Origin of the sequence: Psychrobacter sp. AT9, assembly GCF_047272965.1 — a bacterium.
GTDB classification, from domain to species: domain Bacteria; phylum Pseudomonadota; class Gammaproteobacteria; order Pseudomonadales; family Moraxellaceae; genus Psychrobacter; species Psychrobacter glaciei.
In genome coordinates, this window is sequence record NZ_JBKOTW010000001.1 from 1,552,123 (window position 1) to 1,575,427 (window position 23,305).

Sequence of the window (23,305 nt, forward strand, 5' to 3'; positions counted from 1 at the left end):
ATTTAAGGGGATTGCTAAAAAATTCAGACGAATACGTATGACGCTCATCGCGTATTTACAAGGTCGCAAGGCATTTATGAGGAGGTTGATGATGATGGTAAATAAAACATTAATCGATCATTTGGCAATGAGGTGATAAGTATTGATGCACTAAAGTGGACAGAATCATGCACCAATTTGATTGCATTTATAATGAGGAGCATTTTTTTATGTTTCTCAATGATACAAGGGCATCATGTTTTTTAAGATATGAATCGGCTTGTGATAGTCGCCTGTAAGTCTGCTATTACAAAGCATTGACGCTTTCACCAAAGACGATGGCTTGCCTCCACAATGATTTTTATGACGGCAAATGGCACAGCCATTGCACCCCCTTAAGTGTTCTAACTGATCATTCTGTTTAACATAACTTGTTCTTATGACTTTTTATGTTGGCCCTAAAGTTTGCCATTTAAGGAAATTGCTTATGTCGTCATCGCCACCATCGAACCCCGCTGTGCCAACTAAAAACAAGCTTAATATCTTATCTTTTACAGGTAAGAATAAAATTCTCCATCTTGGTTGGATGGCTTTTTTTCTGACCTTTTTTGTGTGGTTTAACCACGCGCCTTTTTTATCCGCGATTGGGGAGACGCTTAACCTTACTAAAGATCAAATCAAAACCTTATTGATACTAAACGTTGCCTTGACGATTCCAGCTCGAGTCATTATCGGTATGCTAACCGATCGTTTTGGCCCGCGCCTCGTCTATACCGCCATTTTGGCGATTGGCGCCATTCCCTGTTTTACTTTTGCCTTTGCGCAAGACTACAACACGCTAGCGTTGTCTCGGTTCTTACTGGGTTTTGTGGGTGCAGGGTTTGTGGTGGGTATTCGTCTAATGAGTGATTGGTTCCCTGCAAATGAGCTGGGTACGGCTGAAGGTATTTATGGCGGTTGGGGCAATTTTGGTTCCGCTGCTGCTGCCTTGCTATTACCGACAGTGGCTATCATCGCTGCCGCTATAGTTGGTGGTGATGAGGGCTGGCGTTATGCGACGGCTACTTCAGGGGTGGTCATGATGCTTTACAGTGTGATTTTTTATAAGATGGTGCGAGACACGCCAAAGGGTGCGACGTATTTTAAACCCAAAAAATCTGGTGCGATGATGGTGACTTCAGCAGGTGACTTTTGGCTGATGATGGCGTTTAAGCTGCCAATGTATTTGGCCTTGGCTCTTTTGGGATGGAAATTATCGCCCGCTGGTGTCAGCTTGCTTAGTCAGGACAGCGTGACTATCGTCTATATCGGATTGGTCGTTTTATATATTTATGAGTTTGTGAGTAGTTATCGCTTTAATAAAGAGATATTTACTACGCCAGTTCCAAAAGCACATCAGTATGATTTTAAGCAAGTCGGTATCTTAAATATTCTCTACTTTGCTACTTTTGGCTCAGAGCTGGCGGTGGTGTCTATGTTGCCGCTTTTTTATCAAGAGACATTTAGCCTATCGATTGTGATGGCAGGGGTATTGGCATCAAGCTATGCATTTATGAATCTGATGTCACGTCCGGGCGGCGGTTGGCTCAGTGACAAGTATGGACGCAAGATTACGCTGCTGATTTTGACTGCGGGTTTAGCCGTCGGTTATTTATTGATGGGAATCGTTGATTCAACATGGCCGATTGCGTTGGCATTGTTAATCACGATGTTTTGCTCATTCTTTGTACAGGCAGGCGAGGGCGCAGTGTTTGCGGTCATTCCACTGATTAAGCGTAGTATGACTGGACAATTCGCTGGCATGACTGGTGCTTATGGCAATGTTGGTTCGGTCGTTTATTTAACCGTACTGAGTCTCGTCTCCTATCAGGTATTTTTCTTTGTGATCGCTGCCACCGCAGTGGTTGGCTTCTTAGCACTATTCTTTTTGAAAGAGCCTGAAGGCGTTATCATCGAAGAGATGCCAGATGGCAGCTTTGCTCAAATTAAAGTGAGCTAAGTATGAAAAAGGGCAGCACACAAGACTTTAAGACCACTGACAAAACCAGTCACCATAGTGCGGATAATGCACTATGGTTGCTTGATTTTTATACCATGCAAGGGCGCAAATCCGAAAATCAAGACAGCTTGCTGATAACAACATGCTTGCCGTATGGACAGTCCACAGCAACCATCAACGGCGGCGTTCAATGTCCTCATGCGCCTTTATTGGTGCTGATGGCGGATGGTGTCAGTGCCTGTCAGTTCCCTAAACAAGCCAGTCAATTGGTCGTCAATACCATCACGCATCACCTTACTTTAGCGCTTGAAAATCTGGTGAGGACAGAGTACGAGTCGGTATCAAAAAATGAGTCACAAGCCAATGGTCAAAAGGCGCCGATAAGCTTTGATGATAATCAAATTGCTATATTGATTAAGGAGGCGGTAAACAAAACCAATGATGTGCTCTACTTCCCGCAAGTCTACGAGCGAGTACCACCGCTGTTATCGACCTTATCAGGCCTACTGTGTATCGGTGACCGTATCCATCTGTTTCATACGGGCGATTCACGTATTTACCGTATAGGTATGGATAGCATGGCGGTGCTTACTAAGGATCACCGCATCCATCGTGGGCAAGATAAAGGTGCGCTGTCGGCTGCTGTCGGCGCTGATACACGAATTCAGTTACAGCAATCGGTATTTACATTGCATCAAAACGAGTGCTTAGCGCTAATGACTGATGGCGTCTATGAATCTATTACTGCCTCAGAGCTTCAGTTTGAACTGTGTGCCGCCGCAAAGGCGCTAGTTCAATCGACGACTATGACTGATCGAAACGCTATCGACCAACAGATAAGTGATGTTGGTATCGGTATCGGTGAAAGCTTAGATATCAGTAAAAGCTTATGCGAGCAAGCGTTTAGCGAAGGCAGTTACGATAACCTAAGTATGATGATGCTCGGTATGAATACAACAGTGCTCCATAAGCAAACGTTTAAGGCACAAATTTATAAGACAGGCGACAATACTAGCTCTCACGATATTCATCGTTATCAGTTGCCAACGGGTTTGGAGATTGGTGCGCAGATTGACGGTTTTACTATCAAGAACATTATAGCCCGTACTGCTCGTAGTGAAGTGTATTTGGTAGAAGATAGCAACCATCATGCCTTTGTCATAAAGTCGCCAAGCCTTGATACGATTACCGATGGGTACTATCTGCGCGAGTTTTTAAAAGAGCGAAAAATAGGGTTGAGCTTATCTAAGCACAGCCGTGCTGGCGAGCCTGCTTACAATCAAGCGGACCCTAATGATTTGTCGAGCGATAACAGCCTTATCAGCATCAAAACCAATCAAAGCGCGAGCTCAGCGCTGAGTTCTTCAGGATTGCTACGTTATTACCCCGTACCAGCGAGTAGTACTTATTTATACCATCTAACCGAATATATTGAGGGCGAGAGCCTCAGAGATTTTATGGATCGCCATGCCCCTTGCGACATATGGCAGACATATGATTTGTTAACCAAAATAGGCATGGCGGTTCGGGTGATGCATCGCAACTATCTATTGCATCAAGACATCAAGCCGGAAAACATCCTATTGACCACCTCAGGCGCGGTCAAGTTGATTGATTTTGGTTCGGCTAGCTCTTTAATACTCAAAGACAGCACTCGACCACCGAACGGTGATTTGCACTACGCTGCACCAGAATATTACAGCGATGCACCAAAAGGAGTTTATTCTGATTTATTTTCCATAGCCGTAATCGGTTATGAGCTACTAACCAATGAGTTGCCGTTTAGTTCGCAAGATTTGATGAGTTCACATCAAGCAAGTCATACGTTGACGCTGCCTACTCAATCATTACGTCAGCACCGCGTACCCACTGCTAGCCAGCAAGCGTTAATGCGTGCGCTGCATTCCAACACCCAAGCTAGATACCAAGCAATTGGTGAGTTTTTACAAGATTTTAACCCCGATAACACCAGCAACATCCGCGACCCTGAGCCGCTTATCATACGCCATCCATTACTGGTATGGCACAGCATTTGCTTCATTCAGTTTGTCATCATCTTATCACTGCTGGCTTATTTTCTATAAGTTTGCTTCAACAAAAACATGATATGACACGCCATTTATTTAATGCTGCACGTTGCGGCTAAGGGATGCTCTTCTTATGTCGCCTTTTGTACCACACCTTAATGCACAGTCAACAGTAGTCAATAGCCAAAATCCTAAAATAGCGTCAACGCTACCTTCGAGTGCTGGTATCGTCATTATTGGTGCTGGCATGGCAGGCAGCCGTTTTGCTATTGAGTTGGCTCGTGCCCAACAGCAAGACAGACTGGAAAACCCTCACATTCATCTGCCAATTACGCTTATTAGTAAAGAACCACAAGTCGGCTACAACCGAATTATGCTATCGCCTGTACTGTCAGGAGACTCTATATTTGAAGATACTTATCTATACGAGCAATCAGAGTATCAACAGCTGGGTATCATTGTATTGGCTGGAGTTTCGGTTGACACAATAGACATCAAACAGCAATCCATTGAGCTGAGCAATGGACAAACGATCGCTTATAGTAAGCTGGTTATTGCGACGGGCTCCAGTGCTCGAATTATTCCTTTTCCTAATTACGATGCTAAAGGCGTGCACGTGTTTCGAGAAGTAGCCGATGTAAATGTACTAACCGCATATGCACATCAAGGGAAAAAAGGTCTGGTGATTGGGGGCGGGGTATTAGGGTTAGAGGCCGCGTGCGCTTTGGCTTCTCAAGGAGCAGATATGACGGTTGTTCATGTGGACAGCTATGTACTGAATCGACAGCTTGATTTGCCCGCCGCTGAGCTATTGCAAGCAGAGCTCAGTTGTCGAAATGTCGGACTTGAGGTATCAGCGATCACTGAATGTATAGCGGTCAACAACCAGCATGAAGTATGCGGATTATTACTAAAAGATGGGCGCACGTTGCCAGCAGATTTCGTGGTCATGGCAGTGGGAGTGGTACCTAATATCACATTGGCAAAAGACAGCGGGCTGACGGTCAACCGTGGCATCATCGTCGATAATTATATGCATACCAGCGCTGCCAACGTATACGCTATTGGTGAATGTGTGGAGCTAGACGGTGAGCTGTTCGGTATGGTAGCGCCCGTCAATCAGCAAGTTGATACCTTAGTTTCTGTCCTAAAAGATGCGAGGATATCAAACGATGGCTTAGCATCCAGAAATAATTGGCACCCCTTTACTAGCAAACCGCTGTCTTTAAAGCTAAAAGTATCTGGCATCAGTGCCTTTTCAGCAGGACAAGTCGACTTTGATGAGGAGGAAGCGGCGGCTGTCGAAACCATCACTTATCAGCAGACCAGTATAAATCACTATCATTGCCTCTATCTTAGAAACAATAAACTGATCGGCGCTGTACTCTACGGTGAGGTCAATGAAGGCAGTTTTTATAGCCAGCTGATCAACAGCAATAGTGATATCGCGCCTATAAAAGCGGATTTGATATTTGGCGAGGCTTACTGTGATTTGGAGAAAATAACGACAGATAGTGAGGCTAACGGAGACATGGATATCGATAGCGATCTGGATTTATTAAGCGCAGCAGACATAGTAGGAGCGGCGTCATGAGTGAAGTGATCTTGAGTAATAAATCGAATGCTAGTCAAGAATTAGAAAGTGGTATACGTCGATCTGATCACAAATCTAATAACAAATCTGATGACATGATCAATCCTTCAAAAACGGCTCTTATTGCCACTTATACTGAAGAAACGACGTCCACCATACGTACCACTTGTCCTTACTGCGGGGTAGGGTGTGGCGTCCTAGCCAGTGTCGATGCGATAGGGGTAGTGAGCGTAAAAGGAGATCCTGAGCATCCGGCGAACTTTGGTAAACTATGCTCAAAAGGCAGTGCGCTGGCACAAACCTTAGGCAGTGAGCGACGCTTAACTGAGCCTTACTATCAAAACAAGCAAGCGGTAATGCAACAGCATCGACCTATGCAATTGGGTAATGATTTTAACGCTATCGACATATCTGATGAGCCACTTATAAATCCTACCGATTGGGATAACGTTTTAGATGATATTGCCACGCGCTTAAACGACACGATCGCCAAGCATGGTCGCGACAGTATTATGTTTTATGTCTCAGGACAGCTACTCACTGAGGATTATTACGTCGCCAATAAGTTTATCAAAGGCTTTATCGGTAATAATAATATTGATTCCAACTCACGCCTATGTATGTCTTCCGCAGTAGCAGGGCACAAACGTGCCTTTGGCGCTGATTTGGTGCCTGGTAATTACGAGGATTTAGAGTCCTGCGATTTATTGGTGCTGGTGGGCTCAAACATGGCATGGTGCCACCCTATTTTGTTTGGACGTTTTTTAGCCGCCAAAAAAATTGATCCCAGTAAAAAGCTTATCGTCATTGATCCGCGTCGTACGGACTCTTGTGAGTTCGCGGATTTGCACTTACCAATAGCCGCTGGCACCGATACGCATTTATACAATGGGTTGTTGCACTATCTTAAGCAGCAAGGTTGTTGCGATGAGCGTTATCTCAAGCAATGTAATGATGTCGACCTCGCTCTGGAGGCTGCCAAGACGTGGAGCATCGACAAAGTCGCTCAAGCATGCAAAATCAGCGCTGACCTCATACGCCAGTTTTATCAGCTAGTCGCTGCCAATGACAAGACAGTGACCGCGTTTAGTATGGGCGTTAACCAATCAAAGAGTGGCACCGACAAGGTCAATGCCATTATCAATAGTCATCTGTACACCGGACGCGTAGGAAAAGTAGGCGCCAGTCCGTTTTCACTCACTGGTCAGCCAAATGCTATGGGTGGCCGTGAAGTCGGTGCACTGGCTAATTTGCTGGCGGCACATTTAGATTTGAGTAATAGTATTCATCGTCAACTGGTGGCTGACTTTTGGCAGGCACCGCAGTCTATTGCGCCAGAGGTTGGCATCCAAGCTTGTGATGCTGCCGATGCTATCTTAGATGGGCGTATCAAAGCCATTTGGATTATGGCGACCAATCCAGTCGTGAGCTTACCTGAAGCGGATAAATTTCGCCGCGCATTAGCGGCTTGTGACTTGGTCATTGTCTCTGACTGCTCGGTAGACAGCGATACGGTGAAGTGCGCAGATATTGTATTACCAGCACAAGGTTGGGGCGAAAAGTCAGGCACAGTCACCAATTCTGAGCGGCGAATCTCAAGGCAACGGGCATTGAAGCCTGCACTAGGACTCGCTAAGCCTGACTGGTGGATACTGTCTCAAGTGGCTACCCGCATGGGGCTAGCTGGGTTTGATTACCAGCATCCCAGCGAGATATTCAATGAGCATGTGGCATTGACTGCTTATAAAAACGATCCTAGCCAAGTGCCCTCTATTAGAAATCAACCGCGCTATCTGAACTTTGCTAAAGACCTACCAATGCCAATCCTAAACCGTGCTGACTATGAGGTAATGACCCCCTTTCAATGGGGCGACCAGCGAATCACGATGGCGCACTCAAACTTTATCGCTATTACACCCTCAGATAGTGCCAGCTTACCTAATAGGCATCAGCGTCGCTCAAGACCGGAAGCTAATGGCCATACAGAAAGCGATAATATAGCGAGCGATAATAGAGAAAAGGATAATAAGAGCGATAAGCCACATAACGGTCACTCATCAACCGTGAATCTACGTCTTATTACCGGTAGATTACGTGATCAATGGCATACCATGACCCGCACAGGACTTGCGCCGCAGCTTAACCAACATGAGTCTGCGCCGATGCTGACCCTCCATCCCGATGACGCCGAGCAACTCGGTGTTGAAAAAGGCGACTATGTGCAGCTACGTCCTCGCTATGAGCAAAACCTACCAAACAAGCAGCAGCAAAAACAGCGTCAGCCACATAGTAAGGCGGCTGTTGATTCAAATACATATGACTCACATACAGATCATTCAAATACAGATATTGAAGTGTTAGAACAAAAAGTAATAGCACAAGTTGCCATCAGTGATGGCATGCGTGTTGGTGATGCATTTATGCCCATGCACTGGAGTAACGCCTTTGCCAGCGGTGCAAGAGTAGGTACGCTCATTCCGACGGTTGTCGACCCCCATTCAGGACAGCCTGAGCTAAAAAACTCAGCGATTAGCATTAGCACTGTACCTATGCAGACGTTTGGCAAGATTTTGGTGCATCCTGATTTGCAAGACACCATACTAGTGCACTTTCGTGCTATGGCGGCTAACTTTAAGGAGCAAATGACAGACAATGAGTCGCAAGCAGCCTTTTCGAGCTTTGATGTGGCTAGTGAGCAGTCGCCTCAGACACTACCAACACTGACATGGAGTATTAGTCGCCAAACCAACAGCGTTCTAATCACTCTTGCTAGCCCAGTCGATAGCATCGCTAAGAAATTGCTTGATCCTGAGTTTTGGCAGCAGTTTATCGATAGCTATCAAAGCTCTGTATCGGATAAAAGATTGACTGATGACGCTGCTAATACTGTAGGGATTAATAGTGCTTTTACCCTTAGTAAACCGGAGCAGCAACTACGCTTTATTTTAACTCAGTCGGAGGCGAATGAGGCAAGTGAGGCAAATAATGAAGAGGTTGATCGCACGTTGCCAAGCACTTCTGTCTCTACTATACCGAGTGAGCGGCTACTATTAGCTATTTACTTCGCGCCGCAAGTGACGCAGCTGCCAAGCAGTCATTGGCTTGATAGCTGCTTTACCAATACCGATGCGATACCCGCACAGCAGCGCTATAAATGGTTGCTGGCAGGTCGTCCAGCCACAGGTTATATCGATCCAGGCCCGCTGGTGTGTTCGTGCATGGCGGTGGGGAAAAATATCATCATCAATGCTATCACCAAACAGCAATGTACCAGCGCACATGCCATTGGTAAAGCGTGCCGAGCGGGCACCAATTGCGGCTCATGCGTGAGTCAAATTAATGCACTTATTGAGGAGTATGCGTCCTAAACGCCTGTTGAAAGAGGGTTAAGTTATCGATATGGCATGAGGCTTGCACCGTGTCTTGTACTATCTTTTGTTCTTATGTATTCCATTATTAAGTGCTGATCTGCACGGCGCTAGTAGTGTTATTAGGAGTGACCATTATGACTGATTCATCTGCTTTTATCGCAACCCTACCTTCGGATAACTTGTCCAATAAAAAATGCAACGTCAATGTGCTAAACACACCATCAACGATAGCAGAAGGTGAGAAAGTGGGCACTGTGCATTTAGTCGGTGCTGGTTCTGGTGATCCTGAGTTGTTGACTCTAAAAGCGTTACGAGTCATGCAGCGCGCAGACATAGTGCTTTATGACAGCTTAGTCTCAGAGGATATCTTAGATATGTGCGCGCTGACAGCAGAAAAAATATTCGTCGGTAAGCGCCGTGCTAACCATGCTCTGCCGCAAGAAGGCATCAATGAGCTGCTAGTCAAACACGCGCTGGCAGGCAAAACAGTGGTTCGTCTAAAAGGCGGCGACCCCTTTATTTTTGGGCGCGGCGGCGAAGAGCTGCAAGAAGTTGTGCGCCATGGCATTCGTTTTGAATCCATTCCTGGTATCACAGCCGCCAGTGCCGCTGCTAGCCGTGCAGGGATTCCACTAACGCACCGTGATCATGCACAAGCCGTCAAGTTTGTGACAGCGTGCAAAAAGTCAGGCGCAGCCAATAATGACTATGACGAACACTTGGACAGCAAACAAACCGTGGTGTTTTATATGGGACTACATCGGCTAGGTGAGTTGACCAAAGGGTTGATAGCAGCGGGGCGCGACAGCGAGACTCCTTTTGCCGTGATTAGTCATGCAAGCTTACCCACGCAGCAGCTGCTCATCGGTACGCTTGGTAGTATCGCTAATCAGCAAGCGATAGCGAAATTGCCAACACCTGCACTATTAATTATGGGTGATGTGGTCACTTTATATCATGAGTTTGCAGACTATAATCTTGGTGCTGTGGGTAAAGGTGCATTTGTTGATGTTAATAAAGTTATAAGCAGTAACGACTTGATACCCAATTTGGAAAGTATGACGTAGGAACGTTACTTATTATAAATTTCGTAATTGCTCGATTAACCAACGATGTATGCCACTGTCAGTAGTACGTGGATGCCATGCCGCGATGACTTTAAAAGTAGGTGGCAAGGCTTCAACCTCAAGCTCTTTGACCTTACTGCTCGGCAATAACCGCGAAGGATAAAACGCAATCATATCAGTCGTGTGCAAAATATTGGGTACAGCCGAAAAGCTAGGAACTGACATCACAATATTTCGTTTTAGACCTTTTTCTGCAAACCATTGGTCATGAGAGCCGCGCAAATTAGCACGCGAAGGCGATACCACCAGCTGTGGGTGCGCAGCCACTTGCGTCAGTGTTAATGGCTCTGTGGCAAAGGTATTTTCACAACCCGTCACGCATAAATGTTGCTCTTCAAACAGAGTGACATACGATAAGTTATCAGGGATGAATTCAGGAAAGGTAATCAATAAATCAAGTTCGCCTGCTGCAATCAGCTGATTGATATTGTCTGAGGCAAAGTCGCGCACGATCAACTTCAAATCCGGTGCGTCGCGGCGCGTAATATTAAACAACTGCGGTAATAATGCCTGCGTCGCATAGTCGGTTGCGCTAATCGTAAAGACGCCTTTATATGTTTGCGGCATAAAAATCTCTGGCTCTAACAAATCTTCCAACTGCTTTAATATATGATCAATAGGTTGCTGCATCGATAGCGCCTTTGGTGTTGCCACCATGCTATTTCCTTGACGAATAAACAAGCGATCATCAAACACCTCACGTAACTTGCGCAACTGCTCACTAATGGCTTGTTGGGTCAGCCCCATTTTGCGTGCGACTTGTGAGAGGTTTTTTAGATCAAGCAAAGCCTGTAATACTCTAAGCTGCTTAATATCGAGCCGATTCATACCATTCATAACTCATACCATTAATAGTTGTATCTTAAACAATAAGTGGTTGTTTCTAATTGTACCCTCAAAACGCTATGCTGACCAACATTGCTTAAGTAGCCACTAAATGAGCTATTAAGCATCAAAACAGGCCAAATACATTCAATAATAAGCCATCAGCTGCTTTAAAAGAGACATTTATGACACAAACCATTCTAAATACAAGTACACTATTTTCCTCTGTAGAACTTGGGCCTTATACGCTCAAAAACCGTATCGTAATGCCGCCATTGACACGCTCTCGTAGCACGCAGCCTGACAATATTCCTAATGACTTGATGGCCAGCTACTATGCACAGCGTGCGACAGCAGGCTTTATGGTGACGGAAGGTACGCAGATTGAGCCAAGAGGCCAAGGCTATGCTTGGACACCTGGTATCCATTCACCAGCCCAAATTGAAGGCTGGAAAAAAGTTACGCAAGCAGTACATGCTAAAGGTGGTATTATTTTTGCTCAGTTATGGCATGTTGGGCGTGTGTCTCATACCAGCTTGCAGCCACAAGGTGCTCAGCCTGTAGGCCCATCAGCGATTGCTGCTGACAACGTAAAAGTATTTATTGAAACAGGTCCAGGTGAAGGTGCATTGGCCGATCCAAGTGAGCCACGCGCACTCAGTACCGATGAAGTTGGTGAGCTGGTAACGATGTATGCGGCAGCCGCAGGCAATGCATTGGAGGCGGGTTTTGATGGGGTAGAGCTGCATTGTGCTAATGGTTATTTGGTCAATCAGTTTATTTCTGAGCATAGCAACACACGTGATGACCAATATGGTGGGTCATTGACCAATCGTCTACGTTTCTTAAAAGAAATCGTCGCTGCTGTCAGTGATGTGGTTGGTGCGGATCGTTTAGGTGTACGCTTTGCGCCTTTGTTTGCGAGTACGGATGAGACGCGCGTGTATTTAGGATTGGTAGAGTCAGATCCTCATCATACGTATGTCGAAGCGGTCAAATTGCTTGAGCAAGCGGGTATTGCTTACTTATCAATTGCAGAAGCTGATTGGGATAATGCGCCTGATTTGCCAGACACTTTTTATCGAGCGGTCAGAGAAGAATTTTCAGGACGTATTATTTATGCGGGTAAATATACCGTAGAAAAAGCCGTGAATATTTTAGCCAAAGGCTATGGCGATTTATTTGCGTTTGGTCGTCCTTTTATTGCCAACCCTGATTTACCTGAGCGTATCGCCAATAATTGGCCACTCAATGAAGTAGATCCTGCCACGATGTATGGTGGCACTGACGTTGGCTACAGCGATTATCCTTATTATCAAGCGTAGTTAAAAAAACAATAATAATAAATGAAATAAGGCCATTTTTGGTCTTATTTCTATTTATAAATTTAGGGTCTGTTAAACATTCAAATATTAGGACTGCTGATCGCTAAAATCGCATCAAACTAGGCGTAAACCGACGATAATGTCGATACCTTAGCTAGGTTTATAACAACGTTTGAGGTGATTTTAGCATCAGCCTTTCAGGGCAGGACTATTTTTTGCCAATACATAGCGAAATTGTCTAACCTAGAATGACTAGGCATCAAAAATTTCACTGCGTATTGTCTAAAAAATAGCCACTGCCAGTACTACATTTGAATGTTTAACAGACCTTAATCATCAGTCGGTATCATATAATGAATCAGAATACTAAAGACAGACTTATACGCATATTAGTAGGATATGTCGGACTCTATCCAACACTCTTAATTGTATTAACGTTATTGAAGCCTGTGACTCAAGGATTAAGCCTGCCAGTGGTGGTATTAATTGAAACGATCATACTCGTTCCACTGACACAGCTGGTGTCCTTCCCACTAGCAGGCTGGGTCATTGAGCGTCTAAGCAGAAAAAAGTGATCGTTTTTCGCAGCGTTCACTGGTAAATCATCATATTATTCCAGCTCTTCAATCAACTGCTTCATCTCAGCGATCTCACGTTTTTGCGCTTTTATAATATCGTCAGCAAGCTGTTGTACACGCGGATCTTCAATATCAGCGCGGCTACTGGTGAGAATGGCAATCGAGTGATGCGGTATCATGGCTTGCATCCAATCCACTTGATCGACAGTTGCTTGTGATCTGACACCCCAAATACCAACGGCAAACATCAACACGCTCAGACCATAAATCATTAAGTTGACCTTGGTCTTCTTATACATATTGGTCATAAATGCCAACATGACCACTGCCATACCAGCACCCATATAGAGCGCCATATAAGCTCGGGTTTCACTAAAATAAATATGACTCCATTCATAAGTATTGAAATACATCATGATGTACATCACAATCGTAGACGTCACAATCATCAGAGTGAACTTTACATACGGGTTCATGCCCTGTTGATGATCCATGTTGTTTTGATCTGAAGCATTCATAGTATATCCCCTATTATTTTAATAATATTAGAACCAGAATTTGACCCCCGCAGTCAAACTACTGCTATCAACCGATTCATTTTCTTGACGTCGTTGACCACGAGCCTTGCCAAGCGCTGTCTCATAACTCACACCCACATAAGGAGCTAGCTGGCGACTGAACGTCTCGTAAGTCAGCCTGACCTCAGCTTCCATCTCATTAAAACCTTTGGTAATGCCATTATCATGGTCATCTTTACTAAAGGCAGTTAATCCCACCTCTGGTATGACTACCCAATGCTGATCCAAACGCCATTCGTACTCTGCACCTAAATCAAGGCGGAGTTGACCATCGGTATATAAGTAGGCTCTCGCATCTGTTTCGATAAAATACGGTGCAGTGCCGACAATACCTGCCATCACTGCAGCGTTATCGTTTTCAGTATCGTAAGCGACACCAGCTTCACCATTCCAGAAAATGCTCAGTGGTTTCCAATAAGCAAGCGAGCTCAAGCTGTCTATTTCTTTATCATCTTTAGTCTGAGCACTACCTTCCGTGCGTAGCCTTATACGATTGCTATCAGTCCCATACCAACCCGTCGCCTCAAAGTTGATTTGATCCTCATCAAACTGATAGCCCAAGTCGTCTACTGATACTCCCCATAATGGCATGCTGCCCATCATCATTGGCTTACCATACTGCCCGTAGGGAACCCCGTTTGAATAGTCTGGACTGCGAGCATCGGCTGGTGGCTGCCCACCTTGCATACCAGACATATCCATACTGCCATGGTCCATGCCTGACATATCCATGCCGCTATGATCCATACCAGACATATCACCTGACATGTCCATGCCGCTGTGATCCATATCAGACATATCGCCTGACATATCCATGCCACTGTGATCCATACCAGACATATCGCCTGACATATCCATGCCGCTATGATCCATATCAGACATATCGCCCGACATGTCCATGCCGCTATGATCCATACCAGACATATCGCCTGACATATCCATGCCGCTATGATCCATACCAGACATATCGCCTGACATATCCATGCCGCTATGATCCATACCAGACATATCGCCTGACATATCCATACCGCTGTGATCCATGCCAGACATATCAGCAGCCGTTGCAAACGATGAGGTGAGCAAGACTAGCGATGACAAACCAATGAATGGCAGATTTTTCTTAGATATTTTCATAATAAGCCTCATATTCGAAGGTTTGTTAAACGACGGCAACTTCTCTGAACATACCAGCTTCCATGTGATAAAGCAGGTGGCAATGCCATGCCCATCGTCCAATTTCACCCGTCACATCGAAGCTAATCTTTTGCGCTGGCTGCACCACAATCGTATGTTTACGTACCTGAAAGTCTCCAGATGGGGTTCGCAAGTCACTCCACATACCATGCAGGTGCATAGGGTGATTCATCATGGTGTCATTGACTAAGGTAATACGCACGCGCTCGTTTGGCTTAATATTGACAGGCGTTGCATCCTTGAACATCACACCATCTAGCGCCCAGATATAGCGCTCCATATTACCCGTTAAATGTAGCTCGATCTCTCTAGTAGGTTTGCGCTGCTCTGCCAATACTTGCTCATCCACGGAGCGTAATTGGTCATAAGTCAAAACCTTTCTATTAATATCACGCAGGTTAATACCGGGGTCATCGAGGTTCATACGTGGACTGTCGACGCGCATATCAGATTTAAAGTCGTACTCGGTCTTAGCATGTTTTGCTTTGTAGCCTTTATCACCCATCGCACCCATCATATCAGCCATGGTCAGCCATTCGATCTTGTCCATAGCAGGTATTGCAGCACGAGCGCCTTTTTTGGTCGCAAGCGTGGTCGCAACATAGCCCGAACGATCAATGTTTTGGGCAAATATCGTATGCGCATCTTTGGTCGGCGTGACGATGACATCATAAGTCTCAGCCACCCCAATACGGAAATCATCAATCGCAACAGGCGCGACATCATTGCCATCCGTTGAGACGACGGTCATTTTTAGACCCGGTATACGCACATCGAATATCGTCTGTGCTGAGCCATTGATAAAGCGCAGTTTGACGGGCTGTCCCGCTTTTACTAGCTGTGTCCAATTGGCGGCGGTGGTTTTACCATTCATAAGGTAAGTAAAGGTCTTCTCACCAGATAGATCGGTAAAATCTGTCGGCATCATGCGCATCTTATTCCACATTTTGCGCTTGTCATAAGCGGCTTCTAGATCTGTTGCGGCAATATCAGACAGCAGCTTTTTAAAATCTGGCAAGTGGTAGTTATCAAAGTCAGCACGCTGCTTCAATAGCTTTAACAAGTTATGCGGATCGCGGTGTGTCCAATCACTCAATAAAATCACGTGATCTTCGGCGACTGGATGGCGTTCGCGGCCTTTAGGCTCAATGACGATAGCGCCGCGCATTCCAGTTTGCTCTTGAAAGCCAGTATGGGAGTGATACCAATACGTACCCGATTGAATCAGTTTGAATTTATAGGTAAAGGTACTGTTCGCGGGAATACCATCAAAGCTGATACCTGGCACACCATCCATCTCAAATGGGACGAGCAAGCCATGCCAGTGAATAGAGGTCGACTCATTCATCTGGTTATGGACACGGATGGTCACGGTATCGCCTTCTTGCATCTTTAGCGTTGGCGCTGGCAGTGAGTCATTGATGAGGGTTGCCATACTCGACTTACCATTGACAGTAACGGGCTTCTTGCTGACATACAGGTCAAACTCATTACCGGTTAGGATAGGTACGATATGGTCAGATTTATCACTATTGACGGCTACGTTTTGTTGACCTTTACCGAGCGCACTATTGGCAATAGATGGCAGTGTGGATAGCATGGAGGCCCCTAATAGAGTAGAGGACCCTGTCAAAAAACGCCTGCGGTTAAGCATATTCTTGTTCATAATTATTTACCTAACTTAATCCATGAAATGGGAGTTGAGTCTATATATTTATCAGTCAAGCTTATGTCTTCGACAGCCCATTAGTAGAGCTGGATAAGCTATTTAAACGTCACTCAAACTATAATTGCTGCTGCGGTGATTCAATGGTTGCATAAATGGCTGTTGAGCCATCTTTGTTAAGTTGCATCACTTTATACGGCATAAATTTATCTTGATATTCCATACCAGGGCTACCAACTGGCATGCCAGGTACGGCAAGACCAATCGCATCACTTGGTGGGTTTTTTAGGAACTGTGCCATATATTTGGCAGGGACATGACCTTCAAATACATAGCCGTCAGTAGTGACGGCGGTATGACAAGAGCGCATCTGCTGCGGTACGCTGTAGCGCTCTTTAAACAAGGACAAATCTTCGACGTTCTGTGCGGTTGCATTTAGGCCATGACCTTCGACATAACCGACCCATTCTTTGCAGCAGCCACAATTGGCGTCTTTATAGACGGTGGCTGAGATATTTTTTAGGATAGTTGGCTGGGTGTCTGAATGAGCACTGACAGGCATTATTTCCGCTTTTGGTTGCTCTGTTTGCGCGGTTTGCGTAGCGGTCGTTGGCTCAGTCGCTGGTGTTGAGTCAGCAGCAGCGTTAGGTTGACTACAAGCCGCTAATAATAGTGAAGATGTCATCATCACTAAAAGAACACGACCAGATAACCGGTTGTGTTCACTAGAAAATATATTGGTATAGCGTCTCATAAAATCACTCCTGAGCGTTTATCTGACGATCAAATTTATAAAAATTAAAGCCGTAACACTGACCAAAGTAGTATTGGTAAAGCTTAAATCGCAAAAGGCAGCACTATTTAGTACTGCATTTCTTACGAATAATCAATGTTGCATGCCGGATCCATCACCAGACATATCCATCTCACCATCAAATGACATGTCCAACATATCATCGTCTATCCTAGTCGTTAACATGGTGTATTGATTTTCATTTAAGTCAGGTAACGATCTGATAAAAGCGACCATTGCCCACATTCTATCGTCATCGTGCGAAGCGCCCCATGCTGGCATACCTGATGCCATAATGCCGTGTTTGATGGCCCAAAAAGCTTGCTGAGCACCGGCATCGGTCTTATAGCGTTCAACCAGTTCAACATTGGTAAAACTTGGCGGCTTAGGATATAAACTGGCGCTAAAATCAGTGCTTTCTACCCCAGGAGACAAGTGACAACCTGCACACATATCTTTGTAATCGGCACCGCCCGAGCTGATAATTTCTGTCTTTTCTAAGTTGGGAACCGTAATGTCCTTACTAGCATTCGCTATTGAACGCGTGCGGGCAGTCTCTAAGAGTTTATACATTATTGGGTTATGCGCTTGATCTGCTCCTATATTGACAATGCCGCTAGTAACAACTGCAAAAACCCCAACGACTGCCACAAGTGTGGCAAAAAGCGCACCCAATAAAAATTTCATATATCCGTCCTACAATTTATTGCTGTCAAAATGAGATTGTCATCTGATGTTAGGTTAGGCAATATTTGTCGTTGAACCTGACTCTTTACCTAGCGAGCGCGACTAGATTTACTTAGAAGCACTGTCATTAGTGACACAGTGCTTTTGATACATCGCTTTCATTTTGCTCATGTTGGTCATCATGGCTTTCATAGCAGGATCGTTCATATCCATTTTGCTATGATCCATTTTTCCCATCATATCCATGTGTTTTTCCATCTTTTCGCAGTTCATCTGATCTTTCTGCGCATGCATTTTTGGGTCATGTGCCAACGCTGACGTTGAAACAACTAAGGCTATAGCAGTGGCTACGATTGATTTAGATAGTGGCATTGATTTGAATAATGACATGGTAAATCCTTATTTGATTTGGTATAGAGTCAAAAAATCTTTGGGATGTTAAGTTATTTTAAAGCATACTTCATTGATTCTGACAGAGAGATGACAGCAAGATTACAATATTGTCATCTTGCTGTTTTTAGTTTTTAATGTTGCTTGTATTCATTTAGTATTGAGGCAGCATTAGAATCACGATCACGTCCATATTTATCTACGAAATACTTTTCAGACTGTAGATGCTGATCTTTGTGTTCGATCTCACAAGCCACTCGTGCATCATTATAGCGCTTCATTTGCGTACTAGAAACTTGCGCATCGTTGTGATCCAAGTTTTTTGCAAAGTCAGTAACCGCATCACAGTTATTGATGACTGACGTACTTAGCTCGGTAGTGTGCGCATTAGCCGCAGTAATACCAATAAGTACAGAAGCCGATAGCAGTACTGCTTTTTTGAATGAACCATATGTTTTCATGTAAAACCTCTTTTGTAAGTTGTTAGATATTTAAGGTGTTAGATATTTGAATTGATTACCTGTGAAAATAATTCATAGTCGCTAGGTATGAACAACTATGTTTCATTCATACAGATTAGCAAATGAAGACTGACAATCTGATTACGAACAGATGACATCTTTGTCAGCTACCAGTCAATTTTGTCATCTGTGTGGGTTAAAACGTTAAATAATTATAATCGTACTGAGGAATTACCATGAAAGTACTGCTGGTAGAAGACGAGTTGAAGCTTGGCGAGTATATAAAAAAAGGCTTAACGGAAGCTGGGTTTATTGTGGATCATCACATAACAGGTTTAGATGGCTATCATGCATTGATGACGGAAGAATTTAGCGTGATACTGATGGATGTCATGCTACCTGATGTTAGTGGCTTTGAGCTGGTGCGCAATTACCGAGCGGCAGGTAAGCGTACTCCCGTGCTGTTTTTAACGGCAAAAGATGACTTAAGTGATAAGATAAAAGGGATTGAGATTGGGGGCGATGATTATTTGACCAAGCCTTTTGCGTTTGCAGAATTGATCGTTAGAATCAAAAGCTTATTACGACGTGCCAATCAATCCGATTATCAAAGTACGATTATGCAAATAGCGGATCTTAAAATGGACATTGCCAAGCGCACTGTGCATAGAAAAGATAGGGCTATTAAGCTCACGGCAAAAGAGTTTTCTTTATTACAGTTTCTATTAGAGCGCCGAGGTGAGGTGCTACCGCGCTCAGTCATTGCTTCTCAAGTATGGGATATGAATTTTGAAAATGATACCAATGTGATTGATGTGGCGATAAGGCGTCTTCGCATAAAAATAGATGATGAGCATGAGGCGAAGCTGATTCATACTGTGCGTGGTATGGGCTACCGATTGGAGGCTGTCGATACAGTGCTTGATAATAATCCGTCTTACGAAGCTGGCAATATCTAATATGAAACACAGGTTGGATAATCGGCGCTTGCCACTATTGTGGCGTACTGTGTTGTTGCTCACGATATTTGTCGTTATGTCACAGATTATTATTTATATTTGGGTACAGCACTCTGTTAAGGGTCATTTTGAGCAAATGGACTCAGAGATTATGACTCATGCCGCGTTTAACTTACGTAAGCAAGTGGCAGAACCTAACAGCCATATAACCTCTCAAATGCTAACAAATTCTCAAGGTCTATTAAATAACCAGCCACCGTTAAGCTTGTCATCTGATACAACGTCATTTTCTGCAGAAGCATCAGAGGAGGCCGACCATCTGCATTCTTCTTGGTTAGACTACGATCTAAAAACGGTCATTGCTAACAAAGAGGGACAGATACTGTCTAGTACCCCCAACAACTTTACTCAAGAGCTAGGGGAAGCGTTTAATCTGTTGTCACTGCGACAAGATAACGATAAGCAACAGTTTGTGATGAGTATTAACAGCAGATATTATCGAGCGATGGTCATTGAAGACGATAAAATGCTCGCGCTTATCGCGTTACCTATAGATGTACATCATCAGTATTTATTACAGTTCAATCGTCAGCTTAGTATGATTTTATTCGCCATTACACTATTACTCGTCTCAATCGCCGCATTGAGTGTGTATTGGGGTTTTGCTCCTCTGGCCACTATCGTACAAAAAATGAAAAGAATCAATCCTGAAAGGTTGGATGAAAGAGTAACCGTCAGTGACATGCCATTAGAGCTGCGACCGCTAGCAGAATCTTACAACTCAATGATGGTCAAGCTTGAAAGCAATTTTGAATCTTTGTCACGATTTTCAGACAATATCGCCCACGAGCTCCGCACCCCAATAGCGACGCTTAGTACACAAACGCAGGTCATGTTAACTAAGCCAAGAGAAGGCAACGAATACATCGAGCAACTACATCATCAGCATGATACGTTAGAGCAGCTGTCAGCCATGATAAACAATATGTTGCTACTGGCAAAAACTCAGAAAGGATTAAGTGACTCGCAAATTAATCACGTAGATACTGAAAACCTAATCACCAAGCTCGTTGATTACTATGAAATGATTGCAGAGGATCGAGGGATAACTTTTGAAAGATCAGGCGAATTTAAGACAGTATTAGGTGATGAAGGTTTACTGCAACGGTTATTTGCTAATCTCATGTCAAATGCCATTTATTACGCCGCTAGTGACAGTATTATCATAATATCAGCTACCATTATTACCTCAGGCAGCACCCTTGATACGGCAAAGGAAGAGGCTCTATCCTCAAAGCAATCTTTATTAATAACAGTGACTAATCGCTTAGACAAGATGCTCAATCAGAGTGAAGCTGATAAGTTATTTGAGCGATTCTATCGTCATGATAAGACTAGCCATCAGCATTCAGGCACAGGATTGGGATTGTCTATCGTTCAGGCTATCGCTAATGCACATAAAGGCAAGGTTGGCATCACGATTAAGGATGACTATTATTTTCAAGTCAGTGTAGAATTATTGACTGAGGGTTGAGGTCTGTTGAGCATTCAAATATTAGGACTGCCGATTTTAGCATCAGCCTTTCAGGGCAGGGCTATTTTTTGCCAATACCTGGCGAAATTGTCTACCCTAGAATGACTAGGCGTCAAAAATTTCACTGCGTATTGTCTAAAAAATAACCACTGCCAGTACCACATTTGAATGCTCAACAGACCTTAATCTAAACCTTCGATAGTTGAGCATATAAATTTGATCTGAATAGATATAGCAGATTCACTTTAAAAAGAATGCAGTACTGCTGGGATAAATTTTTCGACGCCTCTAGAGGGCAAAACACGCAGCAAGCGAAAAAATTTTATACCAGCTGAGTGCTTTATTTTCCATATCTTTTTATATTGAACTGACTATATCGTTCTAAGCGATGTTGAAGAGGTCGAAAGATAATAAAAGTCATTCTCTGGAAAATACATACAGGTGCATCTTCCCATTGAACCGTCCCAGTATTGTCGGAGACTCAACATTCTGGGAGGATACGCCAATGATTTTCATCTTATACACCGATTAAAACGAGCTACTAGAAGAACGAGTTGTTTTTCTAAGAAGCTCGACAATCATTCTGGCGTATTTGAGTTGATGTTCTTTTATTTCAATTATGGCTATGTTTGATGCCAGTATACTTTTTAGAACACTACCAAATTTTCAAGCTTACTATTATTTTTACGCTGCCGAAGTGTCTAACCTTGCGGGTTGCATTTTACTTTCCTTGCTGTCCACTGCTGCAGTAAGATTTACTAAGAAGATAGCAATGGCTGCGATAATGCCTGGTATAGCGATAAACAAAAAATTCATCTGATGAGTCAGTTCTAAGGTGAGTAGCGCACCAGTTAGAATAGGACCTACGATAGCACCAATACGTCCAATCCCTGACGCCCAACCCATAGCAGTCGTACGTACAGCGGTAGGATAATATTGAGCCACAAAAGTATAAAGTAGGATTTGTGAGCCGATGGTTGTAGCACCTGCAATCGCAATGAGCGTATAGAGTACAATTTGAGGACTGTTGTAGCCAAGCAAAATTAATGCTACTGCCCCAGCGACAAACATAATAGTTAGTACAGGTTTTAAATGGAATTTATCGGCTAGAATACCACCACCAATAGCCCCAATCATCCCACCAATATTAAGTGCAAATAGAAATAACATACTAGCACCTAGCGAGTAACCGGCTTGAATCATTAGCTTGGGTAACCAGCTTGCTAAAGCATAAACCATCAGCAAACACATAAAAAATGCTACCCAGAACATAATAGTAGTGAATCCACGTCTGTTCAGAAACAATGCTTTAATTGGCGCGTCATCACCTTTGGTAGGTTCATCTAATACTAAAGTGGTAGAGGGTGTGACTTTTTCTTGAGGAGCCAATTTTTGGACGATATTTTTAGCTTCATCTTCCCGCTTTTCTTTGACCAAATACATCAGGGATTCAGGTAGCATCTTCCAGATGATTGGTAATAGCAAAGTAGGGATACCCGCAATATAAAACATAATTTCCCAGCCAAAATCTAGAACCAAGAAAGATCCTAGTAGTGCTGAAGTCATACCACCAATTGCGTAACCACTGAACATAATAGCGACTAATGTACTACGCATACGTTTCGGTGCGTATTCAGATGTTAGTGCCACGCAGATTGGCATCACGCCGCCAATACCTAAACCTGCAATAAAGCGTAAAGCTGCAAACTGCATAGGTCCATTAGCGAAAGCACCAAAGAAAGTAAAGCTACTAAATAAAGCGACACAGATCATAATTGTTTTTTTACGACCGATTTTGTCAGATAAAGTACCAAAAATCATGGCACCAAACATCATACCGAATAGTGCTGCGCTAGCAAGAAAACCTGCTTGTACCGAAGTTAACGACCACTCTTCCATAAGCAATGGCAGGGCCACGCCATAAATAATGAGGTCGTAGCCGTCAAAGATAATAATCAGTAAGCACCAAAACAGGACTTTCCAATGAAAAGGTGAAAATTTGGCTTCATCAATAACTTTATTGATGTTTAAGGTTTGAGATTCCATTCATGTTCTCCGTTGATGATATCCTTATACGTGCTTTACAAGTTAGGGTTTTACAGGGGCTAAGTCAAAAACTATCTAGGTATTAATTGATACCTAAAAGGTATAGCTCTCTATATAACATGCTGTTGAAAAAATGTCGGCTTCCATCTTTATGAGAGGAGTGAGTACTCTC

At 43.9% G+C, this 23,305-nt stretch carries 18 protein-coding genes; 9 read left to right on the plus strand and 9 right to left on the minus strand.

All coding sequences use genetic code 11. From position 1 onward, the window contains the following. Nucleotides 1-466 precede the first annotated feature (466 nt). From ACMFL8_RS06595 to cobA, 5 genes are all read left to right on the plus strand, one after another. Nucleotides 467-1,978, plus strand: coding sequence for a NarK family nitrate/nitrite MFS transporter (locus tag ACMFL8_RS06595; protein ID WP_149408266.1), 1,512 nt, complete (start codon nt 467-469; stop codon nt 1,976-1,978). 2 nt (nt 1,979-1,980) lie between these two features. Beyond that, nucleotides 1,981-4,062 (plus strand): protein kinase domain-containing protein, encoded by a 2,082-nt coding sequence (locus ACMFL8_RS06600; RefSeq protein WP_413190451.1) that lies wholly within the window; start codon nt 1,981-1,983, stop codon nt 4,060-4,062. A 76-nt stretch (nt 4,063-4,138) separates the two neighbouring features. Then, nucleotides 4,139-5,599, plus strand: a complete 1,461-nt coding sequence (locus tag ACMFL8_RS06605; RefSeq protein ID WP_413190452.1) for an NAD(P)/FAD-dependent oxidoreductase — start codon at nt 4,139-4,141, stop codon at nt 5,597-5,599. Further along, nucleotides 5,596-8,967, plus strand: coding sequence for a molybdopterin-dependent oxidoreductase (locus ACMFL8_RS06610; RefSeq protein ID WP_413190453.1), 3,372 nt, complete (start codon nt 5,596-5,598; stop codon nt 8,965-8,967). Before ACMFL8_RS06605 ends, ACMFL8_RS06610 begins: the two co-directional genes overlap by 4 nt. Before the next feature lie 137 nt (nt 8,968-9,104). Beyond that, nucleotides 9,105-10,037, plus strand: a complete 933-nt coding sequence (gene cobA, locus ACMFL8_RS06615; protein WP_413190454.1) for a uroporphyrinogen-III C-methyltransferase — start codon at nt 9,105-9,107, stop codon at nt 10,035-10,037. Nucleotides 10,038-10,049: 12 nt separating this feature from the next. Here cobA and ACMFL8_RS06620 read toward each other — a convergent pair whose 3' ends face one another. Beyond that, entirely contained in the window at nt 10,050-10,934 is an 885-nt protein-coding gene (locus tag ACMFL8_RS06620) for a LysR family transcriptional regulator (protein WP_413190455.1), read from the minus strand. A 173-nt stretch (nt 10,935-11,107) separates the two neighbouring features. Between ACMFL8_RS06620 and ACMFL8_RS06625 the strand changes: the two genes are divergently transcribed. Further along, nucleotides 11,108-12,247 carry an alkene reductase gene (locus tag ACMFL8_RS06625; RefSeq protein WP_413190456.1) on the plus strand — a complete coding sequence of 380 codons (1,140 nt, stop codon included), beginning with the start codon at nt 11,108-11,110 and terminating at the stop codon, nt 12,245-12,247. Nucleotides 12,248-12,600: 353 nt separating this feature from the next. Further along, a complete protein-coding gene (locus ACMFL8_RS06630; RefSeq protein WP_194619683.1) occupies nt 12,601-12,822 on the plus strand; it encodes a hypothetical protein in 222 nt (73 codons plus the stop codon). Between the two features lie 35 nt (nt 12,823-12,857). On the opposite strand, the gene ACMFL8_RS06635 is transcribed toward ACMFL8_RS06630, so the two are convergent. The 7 genes from ACMFL8_RS06635 to ACMFL8_RS06665 all read right to left on the minus strand — a co-directional run bounded on the left by ACMFL8_RS06635 (nt 12,858) and on the right by ACMFL8_RS06665 (nt 18,594). Then, on the minus strand, nt 12,858-13,343 hold the full coding sequence (locus tag ACMFL8_RS06635; protein WP_413190457.1) for a DUF305 domain-containing protein: 486 nt from the start codon (nt 13,341-13,343) through the stop codon (nt 12,858-12,860). 27 nt (nt 13,344-13,370) lie between these two features. Beyond that, nucleotides 13,371-14,537 carry a copper resistance protein B gene (locus tag ACMFL8_RS06640; RefSeq protein ID WP_413190458.1) on the minus strand — a complete coding sequence of 389 codons (1,167 nt, stop codon included), beginning with the start codon at nt 14,535-14,537 and terminating at the stop codon, nt 13,371-13,373. 25 nt (nt 14,538-14,562) lie between these two features. Further along, on the minus strand, nt 14,563-16,263 hold the full coding sequence (locus tag ACMFL8_RS06645; protein ID WP_413190037.1) for a copper resistance system multicopper oxidase: 1,701 nt from the start codon (nt 16,261-16,263) through the stop codon (nt 14,563-14,565). A gap of 118 nt (nt 16,264-16,381) precedes the next feature. Next, nucleotides 16,382-17,017: a DUF411 domain-containing protein gene (locus tag ACMFL8_RS06650; RefSeq protein ID WP_240216052.1), complete on the minus strand. Its 636-nt coding sequence runs from the start codon at nt 17,015-17,017 to the stop codon at nt 16,382-16,384. A 132-nt stretch (nt 17,018-17,149) separates the two neighbouring features. Beyond that, the gene (locus ACMFL8_RS06655) at nt 17,150-17,743 is read right to left on the minus strand and encodes a c-type cytochrome (RefSeq protein ID WP_413190459.1); all 594 of its coding nucleotides are present in this window, start codon (nt 17,741-17,743) and stop codon (nt 17,150-17,152) included. Between the two features lie 108 nt (nt 17,744-17,851). Continuing rightward, on the minus strand, nt 17,852-18,133 hold the full coding sequence (locus ACMFL8_RS06660; RefSeq protein ID WP_189585229.1) for a hypothetical protein: 282 nt from the start codon (nt 18,131-18,133) through the stop codon (nt 17,852-17,854). Nucleotides 18,134-18,267: 134 nt separating this feature from the next. After that, nucleotides 18,268-18,594, minus strand: coding sequence for a hypothetical protein (locus tag ACMFL8_RS06665; protein ID WP_189585232.1), 327 nt, complete (start codon nt 18,592-18,594; stop codon nt 18,268-18,270). A gap of 236 nt (nt 18,595-18,830) precedes the next feature. Between ACMFL8_RS06665 and ACMFL8_RS06670 the strand changes: the two genes are divergently transcribed. Together ACMFL8_RS06670 and ACMFL8_RS06675 are read left to right on the plus strand one after the other, a co-directional pair. Next, nucleotides 18,831-19,553 carry a heavy metal response regulator transcription factor gene (locus tag ACMFL8_RS06670; RefSeq protein WP_413190460.1) on the plus strand — a complete coding sequence of 241 codons (723 nt, stop codon included), beginning with the start codon at nt 18,831-18,833 and terminating at the stop codon, nt 19,551-19,553. A gap of 1 nt (nt 19,554) precedes the next feature. Then, entirely contained in the window at nt 19,555-21,087 is a 1,533-nt protein-coding gene (locus ACMFL8_RS06675; RefSeq protein ID WP_413190461.1) for an ATP-binding protein, read from the plus strand. Nucleotides 21,088-21,771: 684 nt separating this feature from the next. On the opposite strand, the gene ACMFL8_RS06680 is transcribed toward ACMFL8_RS06675, so the two are convergent. After that, nucleotides 21,772-23,133: an MFS transporter gene (locus tag ACMFL8_RS06680; RefSeq protein WP_413190462.1), complete on the minus strand. Its 1,362-nt coding sequence runs from the start codon at nt 23,131-23,133 to the stop codon at nt 21,772-21,774. Nucleotides 23,134-23,305 lie beyond the last annotated feature (172 nt).

Bases quoted from the DNA above. Each gene is read 5' to 3' on its own strand.
- ACMFL8_RS06595 (WP_149408266.1), top strand. From the start codon at position 467: ATGTCGTCATCGCCACCATCGAACCCCGCTGTGCCAACTAAAAACAAG.
- ACMFL8_RS06600 (WP_413190451.1), top strand. From the start codon at position 1,981: ATGAAAAAGGGCAGCACACAAGACTTTAAGACCACTGACAAAACCAGT.
- ACMFL8_RS06605 (WP_413190452.1), top strand. From the start codon at position 4,139: ATGTCGCCTTTTGTACCACACCTTAATGCACAGTCAACAGTAGTCAAT.
- ACMFL8_RS06610 (WP_413190453.1), top strand. From the start codon at position 5,596: ATGAGTGAAGTGATCTTGAGTAATAAATCGAATGCTAGTCAAGAATTA.
- cobA (WP_413190454.1), top strand. From the start codon at position 9,105: ATGACTGATTCATCTGCTTTTATCGCAACCCTACCTTCGGATAACTTG.
- ACMFL8_RS06620 (WP_413190455.1), bottom strand. From the start codon at position 10,934: ATGAATGGTATGAATCGGCTCGATATTAAGCAGCTTAGAGTATTACAG.
- ACMFL8_RS06625 (WP_413190456.1), top strand. From the start codon at position 11,108: ATGACACAAACCATTCTAAATACAAGTACACTATTTTCCTCTGTAGAA.
- ACMFL8_RS06630 (WP_194619683.1), top strand. From the start codon at position 12,601: ATGAATCAGAATACTAAAGACAGACTTATACGCATATTAGTAGGATAT.
- ACMFL8_RS06635 (WP_413190457.1), bottom strand. From the start codon at position 13,343: ATGAATGCTTCAGATCAAAACAACATGGATCATCAACAGGGCATGAAC.
- ACMFL8_RS06640 (WP_413190458.1), bottom strand. From the start codon at position 14,537: ATGAAAATATCTAAGAAAAATCTGCCATTCATTGGTTTGTCATCGCTA.
- ACMFL8_RS06645 (WP_413190037.1), bottom strand. From the start codon at position 16,263: ATGAACAAGAATATGCTTAACCGCAGGCGTTTTTTGACAGGGTCCTCT.
- ACMFL8_RS06650 (WP_240216052.1), bottom strand. From the start codon at position 17,017: ATGAGACGCTATACCAATATATTTTCTAGTGAACACAACCGGTTATCT.
- ACMFL8_RS06655 (WP_413190459.1), bottom strand. From the start codon at position 17,743: ATGAAATTTTTATTGGGTGCGCTTTTTGCCACACTTGTGGCAGTCGTT.
- ACMFL8_RS06660 (WP_189585229.1), bottom strand. From the start codon at position 18,133: ATGTCATTATTCAAATCAATGCCACTATCTAAATCAATCGTAGCCACT.
- ACMFL8_RS06665 (WP_189585232.1), bottom strand. From the start codon at position 18,594: ATGAAAACATATGGTTCATTCAAAAAAGCAGTACTGCTATCGGCTTCT.
- ACMFL8_RS06670 (WP_413190460.1), top strand. From the start codon at position 18,831: ATGAAAGTACTGCTGGTAGAAGACGAGTTGAAGCTTGGCGAGTATATA.
- ACMFL8_RS06675 (WP_413190461.1), top strand. From the start codon at position 19,555: ATGAAACACAGGTTGGATAATCGGCGCTTGCCACTATTGTGGCGTACT.
- ACMFL8_RS06680 (WP_413190462.1), bottom strand. From the start codon at position 23,133: ATGGAATCTCAAACCTTAAACATCAATAAAGTTATTGATGAAGCCAAA.